At 56.0% G+C, this 17,971-nt stretch carries 13 protein-coding genes; all 13 read right to left on the bottom strand.

Annotation, left to right across the window (positions count from 1 at the left end):
- Nucleotides 1–62: 62 nt before the first annotated feature.
- Nucleotides 63–5,660: an MSCRAMM family protein gene (locus H6B31_RS00210; RefSeq protein WP_204896676.1), complete on the bottom strand. Its 5,598-nt coding sequence runs from the start codon at nucleotides 5,658–5,660 to the stop codon at nucleotides 63–65.
- A gap of 84 nt (nucleotides 5,661–5,744) precedes the next feature.
- Nucleotides 5,745–6,434 (bottom strand): CAP domain-containing protein, encoded by a 690-nt coding sequence (locus tag H6B31_RS00205; RefSeq protein ID WP_204896675.1) that lies wholly within the window; start codon nucleotides 6,432–6,434, stop codon nucleotides 5,745–5,747.
- Between the two features lie 59 nt (nucleotides 6,435–6,493).
- On the bottom strand, nucleotides 6,494–6,679 hold the full coding sequence (locus H6B31_RS00200) for a hypothetical protein (RefSeq protein ID WP_195608001.1): 186 nt from the start codon (nucleotides 6,677–6,679) through the stop codon (nucleotides 6,494–6,496).
- 16 nt (nucleotides 6,680–6,695) lie between these two features.
- Nucleotides 6,696–7,490 (bottom strand): class D sortase, encoded by a 795-nt coding sequence (locus H6B31_RS00195; protein WP_204896674.1) that lies wholly within the window; start codon nucleotides 7,488–7,490, stop codon nucleotides 6,696–6,698.
- Nucleotides 7,487–8,629 (bottom strand): hypothetical protein, encoded by a 1,143-nt coding sequence (locus H6B31_RS00190; RefSeq protein WP_204896673.1) that lies wholly within the window; start codon nucleotides 8,627–8,629, stop codon nucleotides 7,487–7,489. Before H6B31_RS00190 ends, H6B31_RS00195 begins: the two co-directional genes overlap by 4 nt.
- A gap of 36 nt (nucleotides 8,630–8,665) precedes the next feature.
- Entirely contained in the window at nucleotides 8,666–9,094 is a 429-nt protein-coding gene (locus tag H6B31_RS00185) for a hypothetical protein (RefSeq protein ID WP_204896672.1), read from the bottom strand.
- Nucleotides 9,094–10,107, bottom strand: coding sequence for a S1 RNA-binding domain-containing protein (locus tag H6B31_RS00180; RefSeq protein WP_195608005.1), 1,014 nt, complete (start codon nucleotides 10,105–10,107; stop codon nucleotides 9,094–9,096). Before H6B31_RS00180 ends, H6B31_RS00185 begins: the two co-directional genes overlap by 1 nt.
- Before the next feature lie 4 nt (nucleotides 10,108–10,111).
- The gene (locus tag H6B31_RS00175) at nucleotides 10,112–12,058 is read right to left on the bottom strand and encodes a VirD4-like conjugal transfer protein, CD1115 family (RefSeq protein WP_346014011.1); all 1,947 of its coding nucleotides are present in this window, start codon (nucleotides 12,056–12,058) and stop codon (nucleotides 10,112–10,114) included.
- Nucleotides 12,055–13,134: a hypothetical protein gene (locus tag H6B31_RS00170; protein WP_204896671.1), complete on the bottom strand. Its 1,080-nt coding sequence runs from the start codon at nucleotides 13,132–13,134 to the stop codon at nucleotides 12,055–12,057. The genes H6B31_RS00175 and H6B31_RS00170 overlap by 4 nt, the downstream gene beginning before the upstream one ends.
- 270 nt (nucleotides 13,135–13,404) lie before the next feature.
- Nucleotides 13,405–14,040, bottom strand: coding sequence for a DUF6100 family protein (locus tag H6B31_RS00165; RefSeq protein WP_195608007.1), 636 nt, complete (start codon nucleotides 14,038–14,040; stop codon nucleotides 13,405–13,407).
- A gap of 8 nt (nucleotides 14,041–14,048) precedes the next feature.
- On the bottom strand, nucleotides 14,049–14,579 hold the full coding sequence (locus tag H6B31_RS00160) for a DUF5697 family protein (RefSeq protein ID WP_195608008.1): 531 nt from the start codon (nucleotides 14,577–14,579) through the stop codon (nucleotides 14,049–14,051).
- A gap of 130 nt (nucleotides 14,580–14,709) precedes the next feature.
- On the bottom strand, nucleotides 14,710–17,631 hold the full coding sequence (locus H6B31_RS00155) for a VirB4 family type IV secretion system protein (protein ID WP_204896670.1): 2,922 nt from the start codon (nucleotides 17,629–17,631) through the stop codon (nucleotides 14,710–14,712).
- The gene (locus H6B31_RS00150) at nucleotides 17,624–17,968 is read right to left on the bottom strand and encodes a Lar family restriction alleviation protein (protein WP_204801963.1); all 345 of its coding nucleotides are present in this window, start codon (nucleotides 17,966–17,968) and stop codon (nucleotides 17,624–17,626) included. Before H6B31_RS00150 ends, H6B31_RS00155 begins: the two co-directional genes overlap by 8 nt.
- Between the last annotated feature and the right edge of the window lie 3 nt (nucleotides 17,969–17,971).

Below are 17,971 nucleotides of genomic sequence, written 5' to 3'. Positions count from 1 at the left end.
AAAGCGCCAGCTCCCTGCCAGGTGCTGCTGAAGGAAAGTCCGCTCGATCCCATAGCCTGGCCTTAATAACCGGTCTTGGGCAGCGGGGTGTTGGGCTGGAACCGGCGCACGACAGTGACCCAGTTGCTCAGCGCAGTCTGCCACTCATTGAGGTACTGGCCGCCAACATCACTGCGGTTGACGATCTGGTATCCGTTGGCGAGCGTGCCCTTGACCTGCACCTGAATGGTGGGATTGATCACGGACGCGAAGCCGCTGGCCACCGTCCCGAACTCGAACCGGACATCCGTCACATACTCGCCCTGCGCCAGGCCGAGCGCCTGGGCACTGAGGCTGACGGAGTAGTTGTTGCTCGTGAGCAGGTTGCTTGCGAGCACCCGGTAGTCGTTGGTATTGGTCTTGAAGGTGATCCGATAGTAGAGCCGCTGGTTATAGGTGCCGGTCGTGAGGCTCATGGCATTGGTAGCGTCCGTGGGGAGCCTATCATGCCAATAGAAGTTATTGAGCGCGACATTGGAGGTATTGGCGATGTTGGAGAGGTCGTAGCGCATGCTCGTGCCGGGCTGCACCTCGTAGTTGCCGGTCTTCTTGATGGTGACGCCGAGGTTGGCCGGCTTATTGTAGGCCGTCAGCTTGATGATCTGACCGGGATACTCGATCTCCGCCTCCATCTTCTCGCCGCTGAGCTGGTAATAGGCCGGAGCCGACACCTCAGTCACATAGTAGCGGCCAAGAGGCAGCGGGTCAGATGCCGCAACGCCATGCGCGTCTGTGGTGATGTACCCTACCACCTTGCCGGATCGCGCCTGGGTGATCTCGAAGACGGCGCCCTCCAACTCCTTGCCGGCGAGGTCGCCGGTGACAGGGTTGTTCTCCGCCGCATACTTGCGGATCTGGATCTGACCGGTGATGGCAGTGTTCTCCCAGGTGATCTGGGCACACTTGCCGCGCTCCACCCAGACGGTCTTGTACTGCTCGTCGAGCGTGTAACCTTCCGCCGCTTCCAACTCGCGCAGGTAGTAGCGGCCGGGCGTCAGCTCGTCATCGATCCAGATGTAGCCGTCCTGGTCAGTCACATACTCACCGATTGGATTCTTGCCGGAATCGTACAGAATGAATTTGACTCCGTAGATGCCCTCGCGGGTGCTGGAGTCGATCTTATGGATCATAATGGAGGACATACGCTGGTTCTCGATCTCCAGTGTTGCCGTCTCCCCATCCTTGACGCAGATGTATGCGGGGGTGGTGTCCAGCTGGTAGCCATCGGCCGCCTCCAGCTCAGTCACCTGGTACCAGCCGCTCTCCGCCTCCGGGATATTGATGACGCCGTTGCGGTCAGTGGTGTAGTTGCCGAGGATCTCACCATCCATCTTGCGGACCTCGAACTTCACGCCCGGAATGCGAGTGCCGGTATCCTTGTCCGACTTGATGATCTGGAGTCCGCCGATTTTGGTGTTATAGAACGTCAATGTCTGGGTATCCTGCGCATTTACTTCAACCGTCTGCGTCCGAGTGGCGGGATCAATGAGATAGCCGTCGATCGTCTTCGTCTCCGTGACGACGATCGTGCCGGTGATCCCGGTGATCCGGATCTCACCGTTGGCATCAGTTGTGTAAAGACCCTTGCTGGACATATGGCCGTTGTCATAATCCACGTAGCTGCCATCGCTGTAAGTCAGCTGGAACTCCACGCCGGCCAAGGGTTCCTTCGTCTCGGAATCCAACTTCCGAATGACCAAGGCGCCCTTCTGGGCGTTGTAGAAGGTCAGGGTCTGGACGGTGCCCTCACGAATTTCGATCGATTTCGGGGTGGAGTCCAGGACGTAGCCATCAGGTACTTTGATCTCCTTTGCGGTAACGGTGATGCCCGGCTCCAAGCCTTCAATGACGATCTGGCCGGCCTCATCAGTGACAAATTCACCGTTGCTCTGGCCGACTACCGCGCCGCTGGAGTCAGTGACCCGGAAGGTGACGCCCTTCAGGGGCTGAGTCGTGCCCTCGATATACTTCTGGATGACCAGGGTGGTGCTGGGCGTGTTATAAAACGTCAGAGACTGGGTATCGTTGGGATTCACCACAACCGTCTGTGTCTGCGTGCTCGGATTGATGCTGTAGCCGGGGATCGACTTCGTCTCCGTGACAACGAGAGTGCCGACCACGCCGTCGATCTGGATCTGGCCATTCTCATCGGTAACGTACAAGCCGTTGCTGGAGATGTAGCCATCCTCGTCAGGTACGTACTCGCCAGTCGAAGTCGTCACCTTGAACGTGACGCCGGCCAGAGGCTTGCCAGACAGAGAGTCGCGTTTATTGATAATGAGGGAGCCGGCCTTGGAGTTGGTCACGACGACGGTCTGGGTATCCCCACCCTCGCCGATGACCACATTGGTCGTGGCCTGGTCGATCACATAGCCCTGAGGCGCCTTGATCTCAGTGACTACATAGGCACCGGGCGCTAAGTTCGTGATGTGGATCTGACCACTGGAATCCGTCTCAAAGATCCCATTCTGCGTTAAGGTGCTGGTCCCGCCGTCAAGGCCAACTTCGCACCCTGCCGCAGTCGTGATCCTGAACTGGGCGCCGGGCAGAGGAGCGCCGGTGGCACTGTCTCGCTTGACGATAATCAGTTCGCCTTTGGGCTGGTTCTTGAATGTCAGGGAAACGGTACGGCCTTCTTTGATTTGGATCGTTTGGGACTGGCTGTCGATAATATAGCCCGGAGGCGCGGACACCTCAGTGACGATGACGCTCTTGCCGGGCGTCAGGCCTTCGATCCGGATCTCACCATTCTCGTCGGTGCGGTAAAGACCATTGGAGTCGCCGATCAGAGTTCCATCGGCATACGTGACTTTGAATTCCGCATCCGGCAACGTGATGCTGGGGTTGACCGAGCACACTTTCCGGATCAGCAGGATGCCGTCGGGTGCATTTTCAAATCTCACGCTGACGACACTCTGCTCGCCGCTGTCGGCCAGGTAGATGGTCTCAGAGGACTGGATGATGTGATAGCCATCCGCCGGGTCCACCTCTTCCAGGATATAGGTGCCGGCTTCAAGACCCGTCCAAATGGCGGTGCCATTCTTCCCGGTCACCTTCTGCCCAATCACGGTACCGCCGGTACCACTCGTGCCGCCGAGGTATCTCAGCTGGAAGGTGGCGCCGGGCAGAGCCTCGCCGGTAACGCTGTCGTATTTTTCTACGATCACGGCGTTGAGGGGGGTATTCTGGAAGGTGACGGTCTTCGACTCGCCGCCATGGAGGACGATCTTCTGCGTGGTGGGCTCCTTCATCTGGAATCCAGGCGCCGGCTCGACCTCCGTGATGGTGTATTCGCCGGGGTACAGGCGCTTGCCCTGCTCATGGAGTTTGATCTCACCATTCTCGTCGGTGAGGATCTCTCCGTAGTCGATGGTTTCCGGTGCATCCGCAGCTTCGCCGGTGGATGTGAACGTGATATGAAAACGCGCTCCCTCAACGGGAGCGCCGGCAACGGAGTCTTCCTTATAGATGGTCAATTCAGGCGATTTGCTGTTTTTGAAGACCAGCTCCTTCTCGTCACCGGCATTCAAGCTGATTACCTGCTCGCGGTCAGCGTCCTTATCCGGCAGGTAGTACGGTGCGGGGACGGAGGTCTCAATGACCCGGTAGGTGCCCGGCTCCACACGCAGCGTGACAGTGCCGTCCTGCCCAGTAGTCACATAGGTCTGGAAGTCACTGTCCACGCCCTCGATCCGAAAGACGGTACCGGGAATGGTGGTATCGGTATCGGCCGCATCGACCTTCGCGATCTTCAGTTGGGGTTTTTTGAGGTTATCAAAGACCAAGGTCTGGTCATCGCCAGGGCCAAGCCAGATGGTCTGCGTAGGTTCCGCAGCTACGACATACGGCTCAGGCACCGAGATCTCCGTTACGGTATAGCTATCAACCGGGAGCCCGGTCAGGGTTGCGGTGCCATCCTCCCCGGTGATGACGTCATTGTGATAGCCGTGGTGGATGCCTTTGATCTCAAAGTGCGCGCCGGGCACGACCTCCTTGGTCTGGCTGTCGCGCTTCAGAATGGTCAAGTTAGGCAGCTTGTGATCGACGGCAGTGACGGAGATCGTGCCTCCGCCATCGATATCCGCCTGATCCACATGCACAACGACCGGCTCCGTCATCCGAGCGTAGGGGGCGGGCGCAGACACCTCAACGAAGGCGTAGAGGCCCTCGGTGATATTGGTGACGGTGATCTTGCCGGAGGCGTCGGTCTTCTCAGTCGCGACGATCTGTCCATCTCTCAGGACATTGAAGACGGCGCCTTCCAGAGGCCGCTCGGAGTCGTCCAGCTTCAGCAATTCGAGCTTGACTTTGGCATCGTTCTCAAATACCAGATCCACGTCTGCTTTCCCATCCCAGTGGAAGGTCTGCCTTACTTTGTCAGGATCACTGCTCATGGAGTAGCCGTTGGGCGGAGTGACCTCAGTGGCGACATAGTCGCCAACGGGCATGGTATCCCAAGGCACATCCTGGAGATAACCGCCTTCACCAGTCGTGTAGGTGCCAACGAATTCATTGTCAATACCCTCGATTTTGATTTCCGCGCCAGCCAGGCCCTTGGTGGGGTCATCGGCATCGACCTTGCGGATACTGCCTTCACTGGTGATGACAGGGGTGTTGGTGAAAGTCACGGTAACGGTCGTTTCGCCAGTAGTGCTGGGCAGAACGACATACTGGGGGCCGGGGTTATCGATCTCGTACCCCTCTGGCGGGTCCAGTTCCGTGACGGCATAGGTGCCGGCATCCAGCGGATAGAGCGTGTAGGTACCGTCCGAGCCGGTGACAACTTCCTGGGAGTAGCTGCCGTTCTCAGAGGTGACGAGGAACCGAGCACCGGCCAATCCCTGGTTCTGGTTGGAGGAATCCACCTTGCGTACGGTCAACTGGTACTGCTCACGGGTGACGGTCAGTTCACCAACCATGACGGACTGGACGTCGTTTGCGGGGTGATAGCTGGAGCCCGGCCCGGCGTAAGTGTACTCGTACACTGCACAATCGCCCCAGACCCCCTGCCTGCCAAGGTCGAGGATGTACTGGGCGCGGTCGCGGAAAGACCAGCCGTCCAGCTCGTCGTCAATGCTGGTGTAGCTGGCATGCTCCAAGTTATTGTAGACGTACATCAGCTCTTCCGCGCAGGCGACGGTGGGATCGGAGAGCAGATTTGCTTTGTAGCGCCACACCACCGCCTGCACCCAGGCATTCATTGTCCACGTGTAGTCCGATCCCCAGACCTCATCCACGCCCAGGGCGTGGGCTTCATCTGTGAAGATACCTTTGGAATGGGCGTAAAAGTAGGCCATCATGATTTCCACGGTCTCATTGGAGATCGACTTGGGGCTGTCCCAGGTATGGCCTTCCAAGGACCAGCCCATACCCGCACCCTTCTGGGAACAAAAGCCCATGATGCTGTCGCCATCTACATCGAACTGCATCTTATGCATATAGCAGACGCCGAGCGCCGGAGACTCATAGTGGATACCGTTGTAAGTACAGTCATCCAGAGTGATGGTTTCCGGGCCGGCGGCGAATGCAGTTACCGGGAACAGGCCCAGCATACACACCAGGACGAGCAGCATCGCTGTGAGCCTGGTATGCGATCTTCGGAAACTCTTAAAGATTTTCATTTTGCACATGCTCCTTTACTTGTCAGGGCATGAAAAAAGGCATCCCGCTTATAGCGGGAGACCTTCCGATCATGCACGATTTGGTTAGCCGTAGGGGTTATGCGTGTTGGGATTGCCGACGAACAGGTAACAGTAGGTGATGCCCCGATCCACTGCAATTCCAACGCCGATGCTGTCGCATTCGGCGTCCATCATGGTCCTGTAGTGGCCGGGTGACTGCACCCAGTTATCCACTGCCTTCTGTGCGATGGTGGATTCAGCGGTGCCGGTAAATACCGTGAGGTTACTGCCAAAGCCATAAGGATAGCCGGCCTGGATCACCGCCTCGCACTCCTCCCGGTTATGGTGCCAGGTGTAGTGGCGGTCCGCGCACTCCTGCGCGGCCTCCATCAGCGGCTGGCTGATGGCCAGGTCGGGTAGCCCCTTCTGATTGCGGAGGCGGTTTATTATACTGATCACGTCCAGACGCACCTGACTCAGGCCCGTGGCGGCGGGCTCCGGCTTCTGCCCGGTGTAGGGTGCGTCGCTTTCCATATAGACGCCATCATCCCAGTACACGTTGAAGTCGAGCAGAGCGGCGATGTCCCGCAGCTTGAAGTAGTTGTGGCCGCCGATGTTATAGCCCTGAAGGGTGACTTCACTGCCATCAAGAAAGATGGGTGAAGTGGTGAGAGTTGCCGTTACCGTTTGCGAAACCGCAGATGCCGCTCCAGTGCAAACGATCACAGCAGAGCCGAGCAGCAGGCCGGCCAGGAAGTGGATTGCATGTTTCATGTTCGTCACCTCATAGAAAGATATTCCAGCCCTCTCTACGAGGCCTAAGTCAGTGGCGATCAGCGACTCGTGCAGCTCCGGAGGCCCATGAGGAAGATCTCCTCCCTGGAAAGGCTTCTGCTGCGCTCCAGTTCTTTCATCCGAGTGAAGTCAGCCTGGGAGATTACGATGCGGACGGGCACCTGCTTCTGATTGGTGCCGGGTTTCGTGCGCTGTTCGCGGTTGCGGGATTTCTTGCCGTTCATAGGATTCCTCCGTCATTTATCGAATCTCTACTGCCTGAACACACAGGCGCAGAGAGGGCTGGTTCGCAATGCAGGTGATGAGCGTGATCCGATTATCGCCCATCTCATTGAGGTAGGAGTAATCGGTGCTGGAGATGTGGGCGACGGTTTCGACCTGATAGGTCCTGGTGCCCTGATTGGTCTGATAGGTCACGGTGTCACCGACTTTCACGTTTTTGAGTGCGTTGAAGTAGGGGTGGCTCCCGCGATTATGACCGAACAGCGCGACATTACCCGTCCAGCAGCTGCTGGAGGCATAGTGGCCGGCGCCTTTGGCCATGGAACTTGTGGTAGCGCCTTCATACACCTTGACACTCAGGCCGACCCGCTTGATCGTGACGGTCCCGATACTGCCATCCGACTGCGTGAGGTCAGCAACAGTCACCGTGGGCTGATACTCGATCTCGATCGTGCTCCCGGGTCCGGAGACGACCGCATCGCCGTAATTGACGTTGGGATACTCCGCGTTACCCACGCTCCCGCTGGTCCCTCCGGTCTGGAGTCCATACTGGGTGCCGGACGTGAGGTAGGGATTCTGAAGAGAACTCTCCAGGAAATCCTGCGCGAGGCCGTACTTGATCTCAGGGATATCGAAGTCGATCTGGTTCATGCCGCCGTAATTGTAGGCGCCATCATAGAGATCTTCATAGTTAGTGCTGCCGTAATAGTCCGTCGCTCCGGCTGTGCTGAAGGTGTAGTCGGCCGCGCTCGCAGTTACTGCCATGCCGGCCATAAGGCACAGGGAGAGACAGAGCGTGATCAGTTTTTTCATGTGGGTACCTCCTCATTTCCCATACTGTCACTGCCCGGCGCATGGCCGACATCCACTTTGAACCAGTAGGGGCCATTCACGGTCCCGACTGTGTGGGTGAAGGATGCGTCGTAGTAGTGGATATTGATGCTACGCCCGAAGAGCTTCCGGGCGGTCGCCTCTTCCACCTCGATGGCGATGATGCCTTCGGGCACCTCTTTCAGGCGGTCGATGCGCAGCTCAGGGTTCTTTGTCCGGATGAGGAGCCTGCCGCACTTGTCATATTCGTTGCCCTTGCCAGTTGCGGCATATACCGTACAGTTCTTACGGAAGAGCAGCAGGAATAACAACGCGCCGACGATAGCCAGCAGGAAAATGCCCGGGATGATCACCATGGCGGGGCTCGTGAGAAGCCCGTCCGATTCCACAACGAGCGGCGTGCCGATATAGGTCACGGTGTATTTGATACTGGAGACGCCGGAAACGCTGATGGTCCCGACATAGTCTGCCGTGGTGATGTACCCGGTCGCCGTCTTGCTGTATGCGGTGCCGCTGTAGGTGGCAACGGCGGTGTAAGTGGCAGGCACCAGCTGATCCCCAACCAGAGTCGTGCTTTCGACTGACCATGTGATGTTGGAGAGGCTGAGCGTTCGGCCGTCCTTGACGACGGTCTTATCGATGTAGGAACTGTCGTTTCGGTCAAGGCCGGTGTAGTTCTTGGTGGCAGTCACCGTGTAGCTGCTGTCCTTGTAGCCGGCCACCTGGGTGTCAATCGTGCTGTGGTCCAGCGCCAAGGTGCCGGTCGCGGTGCCATCATCGTATTCGATGGTGGGCTCCAGGGCGGCCAAGATGTCTTCCATGTTCTTAGAGGAAGTCGTGACCGTCACGGTTTCGGTGTGGAGATTCTCCTCATCGAAGGTCTGCTCCTCTTTGGTCGTGCTACTGTAGGAGTAGAGGTAGCCGTCATACTCGAAGTCATCTTCCACCAGATCCGCCGGGTCCTGTTCCGGGAGCAGGGTGTAGACTTTGATGGCGAGCTGCTGGCCATTGAGGTTCTGATAGGTGATGTCGTCAGCGACATAGTTTGCTGCGCTGGCATTCACAGCCAGTCCGAGGGAGAGTGTGAGCGCCAGAGCCAAAGCCAGGATCGGTTTTCTCATAGCATTCTTTGTTCCTTTCTTCATTTTGTTTGGCGGTCAGGACGCCTCGTGAGGAGCAAAGCGGCTGCGGCCGATTTTGTATTCCGTAATGCAGTCACAGAGGATATCAGTCAGCTCACTGGAAGTAAGCGACTCAGAGATCCAGAGGCATTGCCGGTACATGTAGATGCTGCCGCTGTCCTTGAGCACGATGGTGTGCCAGCCCGTCACGGACTCGCTGTTCAGTTCATTTGCCGTGCGGTACATTTCCGTCTCATTGCCTTCCGCAAACAGGATCTTATCCGCCACGATGACGGATAAGATCGACTGCGTGCGGATCATGGAGACCAGGATCACACACTCGGTCTCGTCATCTTTATGGATGGCGACGAAAGTGTCTCCTCTTTCCTCCACGATGTTCAGGCAATCGCGGATCACGTCACGGCAATGCTGGAGTTTCCCGTGTTTTGAGCCGCGCATGGCCATCACCTCAATCTGGAGTGACGCTTGATCACGCGGGTGATGAGGCCGAATGCGAGACCCTGCTCCAGGTCCACACTGCGAACGAGGAAGCTCACAGTGTCCAGCTTGGCGGGGATCTCCTTGGTGCGGTATGTTGCTGTCTTGGCGTTGGCGCCTGTCTGGAGCCGAATGAAAAAGATCCGGTCGCGGACCCCGGTGACGACTCCGAAGTAGTTGCTGCCGGGGACCAGCTTCTTCAGAACGGGGAGGTCGGGGTTTTCGCTCGCCGCCTTCACAGACAGACGAACGGAGTAATCGCCCGTTTCCTCATCCTGATCGATCTCCATGACTTTCGCAACCACCAGGTCGCCGGCGGCATACAGGTCACTCACATCGGCAAACCATTCCCAGGACAGATCGCTGGCGGGAATGATGGAGTCAACACCAACCGCCTCCACGGTGATTCGGTTGTTGCCCACGCCGATGACCCGGCAAGCGACACGGCTCCCGACCTTCACGCGGTTGGTGCCGTAGTAACGGGCCTGCCTCTGCTTCAGCGCCTCACGCCGGCTACCGACTGCTGCGCGATGTGTGAAGTCAATGCCGGAGAGCATGAAGTCGATGGTGGCGCCCAGGCAACGCCGCAGGCGTACCTGATAGCGGATGGACGGCAAACTGTCCTCCGGCCAGGTGTCCATGAACATCTCCCGGCCAGGGACCAGGATGCGGACACCCTCGTAGTCAACTGCGCAAATGATGTTTCCGTTTTCCAGAGTCTCAATGCCGCTGACTACGCCGGTGAGGATCTTATGTGTGTGCATGGCGCCGGAGAGATAGTTCCACTTGACGTCTTCACTGTCTTCCGGGGTGAAGCCACGCTCCTGGTCGTTCAGGATCAGGATGTCGGCCGCACTGCTGGGGGGTCTTCTCGGCACGGACGCAGGTTCCTTCGGGGATTCCGCCTGCTGGCTCTGCTCAGGAACAGTTTCCAGCTCGGGGACCTGCTGGTCCTCAGTTGCCTTTTTTCTGGGGGACATATGGCTATCGCTTCCTTCCTTTGAGTATTTCATTTAAGTTGACTGACCGACCAATGGGCGCCTCTTCGTCCATCGATGCAGAGGGGGGTGATGCACCAGTGGGTTTGGGCTGCCCTTCGCCGGCTTGGTCAACGGAAATGACAGGTTGGTCTTTATGCTCCATGACAAAAGCCCGGTTGGATCGTCTCCAATCGGGCTCATGCTGGACTGCTTTGGAATTGCGCAGTTTCTTGTACTCAGGATGCTTTGAGTAGTCAAAACGGTGCGCTCGGAACACTTTCTGGCCACGGATGAAGATCAGCTCTTCATCAGGCAGCAGACGGAGGACTTCATCCGGTGTCAGCAGTTGTCTGCGGCCGAGGGAGTTCGTCCTGCGGAATTGAGGGGTGTAGTTGCTGATGTGCATGGTATTGAGTTCCCGCATCTCACTCTCCACCTCTACGGAGGCTACGCCAATACGGTCACTGAAGTATTTCGCCGTAAGCATATCGGTACAGCCGAGGAATACCGTGGAGTCGCATGCGCCCAGGATCTCCTGCCACTGATCGTCAGGGTAGCGGTTTTTCATCTGACCGACGTTCTGGAAAAACACAGCGACAGAGACGCCGCGAGAGCGGATCGTGCTGATCTTCTTTGTAAAATCCGGGATCAGACAGCAGTTGGGGAACTCATCCAAGATGAACTTCACCTTCGGCTTGAGGACGCCGCCTTCACAGTGGCTGTCGGCGTAGCGGATGAGCTTGATGAACAGGAAACTGAAGAAGAGGGAGCTGAGGAAGTCGAAGGTGTTGTCTTGGTCGGACACGATGCAGAAGTAAGCGCACTTTTGCTTACCCGGCAGTTCCAGATCGATCTCATTGTAAGAGGTGATATTGCGGACCTGCTTGGCCTGCATGACTTGGAGCTTACTGCCCAGGCCGATGATCACGCTGGTGCGGACGGTCTCGTTGGACTGCATGAAGATCGAAAACGGCGCGAATGCCGGCGAGGGCGGCATTACCTCTCCAGTGAATTTATTGACGTGCTCACGGCGGATGCTGTTCATGATCTTATTCAGACTGCGCTCATCCTCTTTGGTCAGCAGTTCATATACCGTGCCGAGGTTGCGCTTTTCAGGAGGCATCTCCAGAGAGACATAGAGGACCAGCGCCTTGAGCAGGTTCAGCTCTGCGTTGAACCAGAAGGCGTCTTTGGAATCGCCGGAGGTGTTGGAAAGGACGATGTCACTGAAGGTCTGCGCCATCAGTTCGCTGCCGCCCACCTCCCCGAGGCAATTCCAGGAGTCGCTGTGGTCCATTTCGATCAGATTGAAGACACGGACCGTGTAGCCTTGATCCCGCAGGTACTGGCTCATGGACTCGTAGAGTTCCGATTTTGGATCAGTGACGATAATGGACTCCCCTCGCCTGGCCGCTTGAAGGATCAGGTTCCGGGAAATGCTTCTCGACTTGCCAGTACCGGAGGCACCGCATATGGCAAGATTGCTGTTGAGCCGGGTCTTCTCCGGCAGTGTGATGACCTTCCCGGAATTCGTCAGGCCCAGGATGTCCTGCTTGGTCTTGCTAGGAGTCGTCAGTTCAAAACAGTTCCTAGCCTCTCGCTCACTCATGAAGCCGGCTGTGCCATAACTGCCAGAGCTGGAGATGGTGAGGTTTCGATCCAGGTCGGTCATGCCGCCACGGTTCCAGCCAAGCCGGAGCCCGAAGACGCAGATGAGGGCAATGCCAATGACGATCGCCGCAATAGCGATTGGGCCTTCCGGGAAGGTGAAGAGTGCGGAGATGATCGCGTCCAGCTCCAGCGACGGTAGGCCGGGCGAGGTGCGATAGTCGCTGCCTGCCGCCTTCCAAGCATTGATATTGATGATGAATTGGGCCACGATGCCGGCGACAAAGAGCAGCACAGGGATCAGGACGACAATGCTGATGATGCCGCCAACTTTTTTCTTCACGAGGTATCACCGCCTTTCATAATTCGTACCTCGGTGGGTGTTTTCACAAGGGATTGGATGGTGTTGAGCTGATAATCGTAGCAGAGCACGATCGTCGGCTCCTCGAATCCGGGCATGAATGCGCTCAAATCGGAGAATGTGAGTAGATCACAGGTGTAGCCGAGAATGACGGGCCTTTTGCCGTCCGGGGTCATTGCGTCGTAGAATCGGCTTTCCCTGGGCGGGACAAAGTCCGACAGGGCCACTCGGTTGATTTCCAGCTGCTTCTGCTGGTCTACGATGATGGAGAATAGTGCATCGCCCCGCCGGTCATTGGTGACGAAGAAGATGCTGTTGCAATGAGGGGAGAGGGTAAAGTAGCGGCTATGGACATGCTTCCCCTGCCGCATGAGCTTTTGGGCTACGGGCATTCTGGAGCCAATGATGACCTCGTTGAAGGTGGTGACTGGCATACCTCGAATATTGAGGACCTGCTCCACCATCGCGCTCACGTTCTCCTCAGTGCCGGCGAGCCAGTACATCCGGGTATGACCTGTGTAGTACAGCAGGTAGCCGTAATGCTGGTGTATGAGCACCCCCAAGAGCCGCGAGGCCTTCGCATCCACCAGATCGCTCTTTTCACGGAGCGCCTGGCGGAAATCATGTGAAAAGTAGTAGTAGAATTGCGCTGGGTCATAGGGAACGGAAGATACTTGCGGCTTTGCCAGTAGGCTGGGCTTTTCCTGGGGCAGGAACTTTGCGCCGGCGTGATAGGCCATCAACAGAGCTGTGGCTTGTGCATGACGACGCATGATCCGATCTGTGGCGTTCCGATTGCCGACATTCAAGTCCTGACGGGCCATGATGTGGACCTGCGCTTTGGGATCACGCTGCCCGATATACTCAAGCCCCGCCGGCGTCAAACGCAGAGACCTTATCACCCGCTGCTGGTACACATCCCGATGCACCGAAAGATAACCACTCTTGATCGCCCTGTACTTCACATGCCGATTCCATTCCCAATGACCATCGATCCGATCAGCCAGCTGAGCCGGAAAATCCACACAGTAGCCGACAAACCAGAGAAGCTCCAGCATACGGTCATCTGACTGGAACAGCAAAGATAACCACCTTCTCGCTTGAAAAAGATATAAAAAGAGCAGGCCTTCAAAGCCTGCGGAATAGACTGCCGAAAGAAAGCCACATCCCAATCTGCTCGCGGCCCTTTCTGAACATAATCAAAAACACCCCGGTAAATCAGGGCTCCAATTCCATACCGAAAAATGAGGGCCCAGGTACATGGTTTCTGTACAGCCGATTTTCATACCAGTTTCTGAACTGGTTTTTTTGTAGGTTTCGGTATCTGTTTAGAGGTACTTCTCGACCCATTTCAGCAGGGATTCCGGGAGCATCAGATAAAAATCCGTAGCGTCCCGATCACCCATTTTGGTCGTCTGAAGCACTGAGCAGAGAAGGCCGCTGTCATTGGTCAGGAACACCGACTCGATCACATCCAGAAACCGCTTGGTCTCAATGTTGTCGTAATCGCGAACACGGCGGGTGCCAAGAGCCGCATCGTACTGGTGGACTATGCAGATCACGCACCGTTCAAATCGCTCAATGGGGTCTGCGGCCTGGAACTTCAAAAGGCAGGCACGAAGCGGCCGGGTGAGGTAAAGCGTATTGTCTCGTGCATTCCGCTTTGGGAGGATAGCGGGGACCGTGATTTTGATCCAGTTCGGGTCTTCACTGACTCGGATGCCCATTGCATCCCCGGCGGTTTCATAAAGTTCTCTGGCTTTCTCCCATTCCGTCCGTGCCGCAAGGCCACGGAGCCCGACGGTAGCCTGCTCCGCTGTCCGGACAAGGCTATACATCTCATTTTTGGGGTTATAGCCAGGGGTATCTTCCAGCTTATGAGCCAGCCGGAAGAGTTCTTGGCTCATTTGGTCGTAGTCGGAGGCCAATGTCATCATCGCCTCCATGTAAGTCTCGTTTATCATGTCACACCTCACAGTTCATAGGAGCCTGTCACGCCGTCTTTCCCCACGACGATGACGAAATCATTGCGGAACCTGCGCTCTATGCCCGCAGCGGCATCGAATGATCGGACAACCAGAAGCCGGCGCACATTACTTGGCAATTCAAAGCAGGTGTCATTGATCAAGGCCAGTGCCTTGTCATTGACGGGGATAATATCGCAGTCAAATTCACCCGTGGATACCGTCAGGATCGCCGGCATCTCGCCGGCGCAGAAGTCTTGGATGCTGTCCTTGATGCTGATCAGGGCCCAAAAACTGGCGACGCTGTCATCCCAGTTGACTTTATTGACAGAGAGACGATTGGAGGCCAGGTGCTCGGCATCAGGCAAAATGTAGAGCATTCCCTCCTGATGGAGCCTGCTCATAATCTTGCTGTACTGTTTGTCCCCAAGATGGGAGAACAACTCACGCATCTGGCAGGCTTCAACGACCCCGAAAATCGAGATCAGCTTCACCATAATGGTGAGTTCGGAGCCCCGGTACCGACTTGCAAAGGACATGAATTATCACTCCTCATGTAGAAGATTGGCGACATTCAACGCTGGCAGGGAAACCGTCAACGTTGAACGTCGCCGATGTGTAAATTGTAGCGGATGGAGCGTTGCCGCTCGTTGACGAAAAGCGTAAAAATCAAGACCGCTCTTTGAGGATTTGACTCAGTTCATAGCGGTCTGTAGTGATGAGCTGCTTCTCCAATTTGGAGGCTTTGAACTCAACCGTGATGTGATTGTTATTGGTGGAGATCAGTCCATTTCCTCGCTCAAAGCGGGTGATATTGGAAATCTCCGCGTCTGTCAGTTTAAGGGCATCCTGGACACGCATAGCTTCATCATCTTCCAGGTTCAAGATGATCTTCGTCTTGGCGTTATTGATGATGCCCTTCCCGTATTTCCCACCTTCCAGCGCAAAGAAGTCTGTCAGGTCCTGGGTCGCAGCAATCGCCGCGCCGCCATATCCGCGGATGATCTTGAAGATCTCCAGGCAGAACTCAGCGGCCATCGTGTTGCTACTGGCGCCGATCAGCTGCCAGATCTCATCTATGAAGATGGCCTTTTCCTTCGTTCGATCCTCCTTCGCCTTGTCCCAGACGTAGTCGAGTGCGACAAACATACCGACGACAAGCAGGTCGCCAGTGAGCTCAGAGATATCGAGGACCGTGTAGGGATTCGACAGGTCCACGTTGGTAGGTTGGTTGAAGGTCTTCGCGGAGCCATGCACCAGGCGGTTCAGGATGTTGCCGAGGCGTTTTGTCTCAGGAGATTGGATCAGCAGATTATAGACATCCTCAAGCAGAGGCATCTCCCGGTACTGGGAGGGATCATCAGGGTCGATCAGGGACTCATTGTCATGCGTGATCCCCTTGAGCGCATATGTTCGGATCAGCGTTTCGTCCAACAGCTGCTTCTCCTCATGGCTCATGTCTGGGATCAGAAGCGAAAAAAAGATATGGAGTTGTTGAATTTTCTTGGCCAGAATGGAGTTTTCATTGACGACTCCGTCAATGATTGCGTTGGCTGTCTGATCAACACGCCGGATCTCCATGATGTTGATGCACTGCCTGGATGCCGGACTGATCGAGATGAACTCGCCTCCGACATTCTTGCAGGCTCTGAGGAACTCATGGCCCTTCAGAGGAGCGATGATGAATACTTGGGTGCCTCTACGCCTCATCCTTAACGCCATCAGTTGCAAGGTAAAGGTCTTGCCTGCTCCGGAGGTTCCGATGATGGCCATATTCGCATTTTTATAGACCCGCGAATCGAAGATATCGACGATAACCAAGCTGTTGTTGAACTTGTTGACACCGAGCAAGATCCCGTTCTCATCCGACATCTCATAGCTCGTGAAGGGGTAGCAGCTTGCTGCGGCAGAAGTAAGCATATTCCGCTTGCCGCGCTCGAACAGTTTCTTATCCAGTTTGCAAAAGGGCATGACTGCGGTCATCGCCTGCTCCTGACGGAATCGGCATACCCGGAGATCCATGTCCTGGGAGACCATCAGGCGCTTGACCTCAGCGACCCGCCACTCCAGGTTTTCCAAAGTGTCCGCCGTCACCGTGATGAGAATAACGGCGTAATAGAAATCTTCGTAATTCGCCAGGCCCTGTTTCAAGTAGTACCCGGATCGGATAGCATCCTCGATGTCATCGTAGTCGGTGTTGGTATCGGAGGTGTCCTTGATCCGGCTGCGGTTGATGCGGATCTGCTGGCCGAGTTTTGTCTGGATGCGCTCTTTCGGCTCCCTCTGGAAGTAGATGTCAACGTCGATCCCCTCACCGGCGTTGACAAAGATGGATGTCCAGCCGGCAACAACGCGGGGATTATAGCCGTCGGAGGGGATCATGAGGTAGGAGTGGTACAGTCCATCCATGACGGTATAGCTGCCGTGCTGGAGATCAATGCACTCCGGGGCGATGATCCTCGGAATGGTAAGATCGGCGCCAAGGCCGTGAGTCAGGTTATAGGCCTCCAACTGCTCGATCCGCTTCTCCAGCGTGGTGTTCTCGCTGGTCTCACGATTGAAAATGGTGTAGAGGACCTCCAGCAGGAAAGCATTCTCGTCATCGTGGGTCACCACGATATTGTCGCAGTGCAGGAAGTACTGCTTGGCTGTCCTGGCGGCAGTCTCAAGCGTTGACACAATCTCAGAATACTCGGTTTTGCGGTTGTTGAACGTGGGCTCATATTCGAAGATAATGAGGAACCGGCGGGTAATGGCCTCCCGTGAGCCTATGGTCTTGATCAGGTTATAGTAGTCAAGCTGGAGTTCCCTGCACTTCGGGTCCTGTTCTCGTTCCATGTCTCGCTCGATGGCGTTCAGATGCTTACTGATATCCGCCTTCTTCGTGAGGACTTTGATTTGGATCTTGACCGGACTGATTTTCAGCCAGCTGGCAAATGAAGCGATGATATTTTTCTGTTCACGGACACTCCGAAGCAGGAAGTTGATGGGCTCAACCTCCAGGATTTTGATGTATCTGCCATCTTTCATATGAACGATGCCGTTTTGGATGTCCAGGACCGGGATCATGTCCTCGGTGGTATTCTCACGCCGGCTCCGCCGTTTTGGCTGCACTGTGCGGTTTCTCGTCGCCGCTTTGGGCGGAGCATGGCGGCGAGGCCTCCTTGCCTTAGTACGCATGGGATGCTGTTTGAGTGTGATGCCCAACTGCTCAGGAGGGCGATGCTCAGGCGGTGATCTTCGGAGTACGGCAGATGGCTTTTCCGGCTCCTGCTTCGCGGGAGTATCGGAGCGATAGAGGACTCTCCGATTGCACAGCCACTTTAACCAGTTGATGACGAACTCGCTCAGGGAATCACCCTCAATGCCTACGACGCCGAACACACCAAGCGGCAAAGTGATGAGGCATAAGATTATCACCCGGGCGGTCAAAGAGATGCCGAGGTTAATGATGGGAAGGCCGGTAAGTAAAACGAGTGCGCAAGCTTCAATCGCATTGCGCACCCGAATCATGCCTCCGAATAGCCGGCCACTTGTGAGGAAGTTGCCTGGGATATAATAGATATCCCTTTCTTCTTTTCCATTACTCATTTACTACATAACCTCGAATCTGGCCGGGACTGGCGTCAAAAAAGCGGCGGTTCCACACTTTTGCGGCCGCATCCAGTGAAGCGTAGATACCAGTTGCCGGCATGATGCAAAGACCATTGCGGCACCGGATGGAATAGCCGGCACGGGAGTGGATAGCAAACGGCTGACGGCCGCAGAAGGGACATGATGCCAATCCGGCGATTTTTGCCCTCTGCCTGCGGATCTCTGTCAGGCGCCTGTTTCGGGTATCTTCGTCCCAGCCGCAGGAACTGCAGCCATTGCGGTTTCCGCAATTGACCATCTTGTTGTTTTTGCATCCATACTCATTGCGTTCCATAAA

The sequence above is a fragment of the Pseudoflavonifractor capillosus genome (assembly GCF_016899775.1).
Classification (GTDB): domain Bacteria; phylum Bacillota; class Clostridia; order Oscillospirales; family Oscillospiraceae; genus Lawsonibacter.
The sequence above is the reverse complement of the archived record's forward strand: the minus strand, read 5'-3'. Positions and strand labels throughout refer to the sequence as shown.

What these genes read in the sequence shown, in the direction of transcription:
- H6B31_RS00210 (WP_204896676.1), bottom strand. Translation starts at nt 5,660, where the DNA reads ATGAAAATCTTTAAGAGTTTCCGAAGATCGCATACCAGGCTCACAGCG.
- H6B31_RS00205 (WP_204896675.1), bottom strand. Translation starts at nt 6,434, where the DNA reads ATGAAACATGCAATCCACTTCCTGGCCGGCCTGCTGCTCGGCTCTGCT.
- H6B31_RS00200 (WP_195608001.1), bottom strand. Translation starts at nt 6,679, where the DNA reads ATGAACGGCAAGAAATCCCGCAACCGCGAACAGCGCACGAAACCCGGC.
- H6B31_RS00195 (WP_204896674.1), bottom strand. Translation starts at nt 7,490, where the DNA reads ATGAAAAAACTGATCACGCTCTGTCTCTCCCTGTGCCTTATGGCCGGC.
- H6B31_RS00190 (WP_204896673.1), bottom strand. Translation starts at nt 8,629, where the DNA reads ATGAGAAAACCGATCCTGGCTTTGGCTCTGGCGCTCACACTCTCCCTC.
- H6B31_RS00185 (WP_204896672.1), bottom strand. Translation starts at nt 9,094, where the DNA reads ATGGCCATGCGCGGCTCAAAACACGGGAAACTCCAGCATTGCCGTGAC.
- H6B31_RS00180 (WP_195608005.1), bottom strand. Translation starts at nt 10,107, where the DNA reads ATGTCCCCCAGAAAAAAGGCAACTGAGGACCAGCAGGTCCCCGAGCTG.
- H6B31_RS00170 (WP_204896671.1), bottom strand. Translation starts at nt 13,134, where the DNA reads ATGCTGGAGCTTCTCTGGTTTGTCGGCTACTGTGTGGATTTTCCGGCT.
- H6B31_RS00165 (WP_195608007.1), bottom strand. Translation starts at nt 14,040, where the DNA reads ATGATAAACGAGACTTACATGGAGGCGATGATGACATTGGCCTCCGAC.
- H6B31_RS00160 (WP_195608008.1), bottom strand. Translation starts at nt 14,579, where the DNA reads ATGTCCTTTGCAAGTCGGTACCGGGGCTCCGAACTCACCATTATGGTG.
- H6B31_RS00155 (WP_204896670.1), bottom strand. Translation starts at nt 17,631, where the DNA reads ATGAGTAATGGAAAAGAAGAAAGGGATATCTATTATATCCCAGGCAAC.
- H6B31_RS00150 (WP_204801963.1), bottom strand. Translation starts at nt 17,968, where the DNA reads ATGGAACGCAATGAGTATGGATGCAAAAACAACAAGATGGTCAATTGC.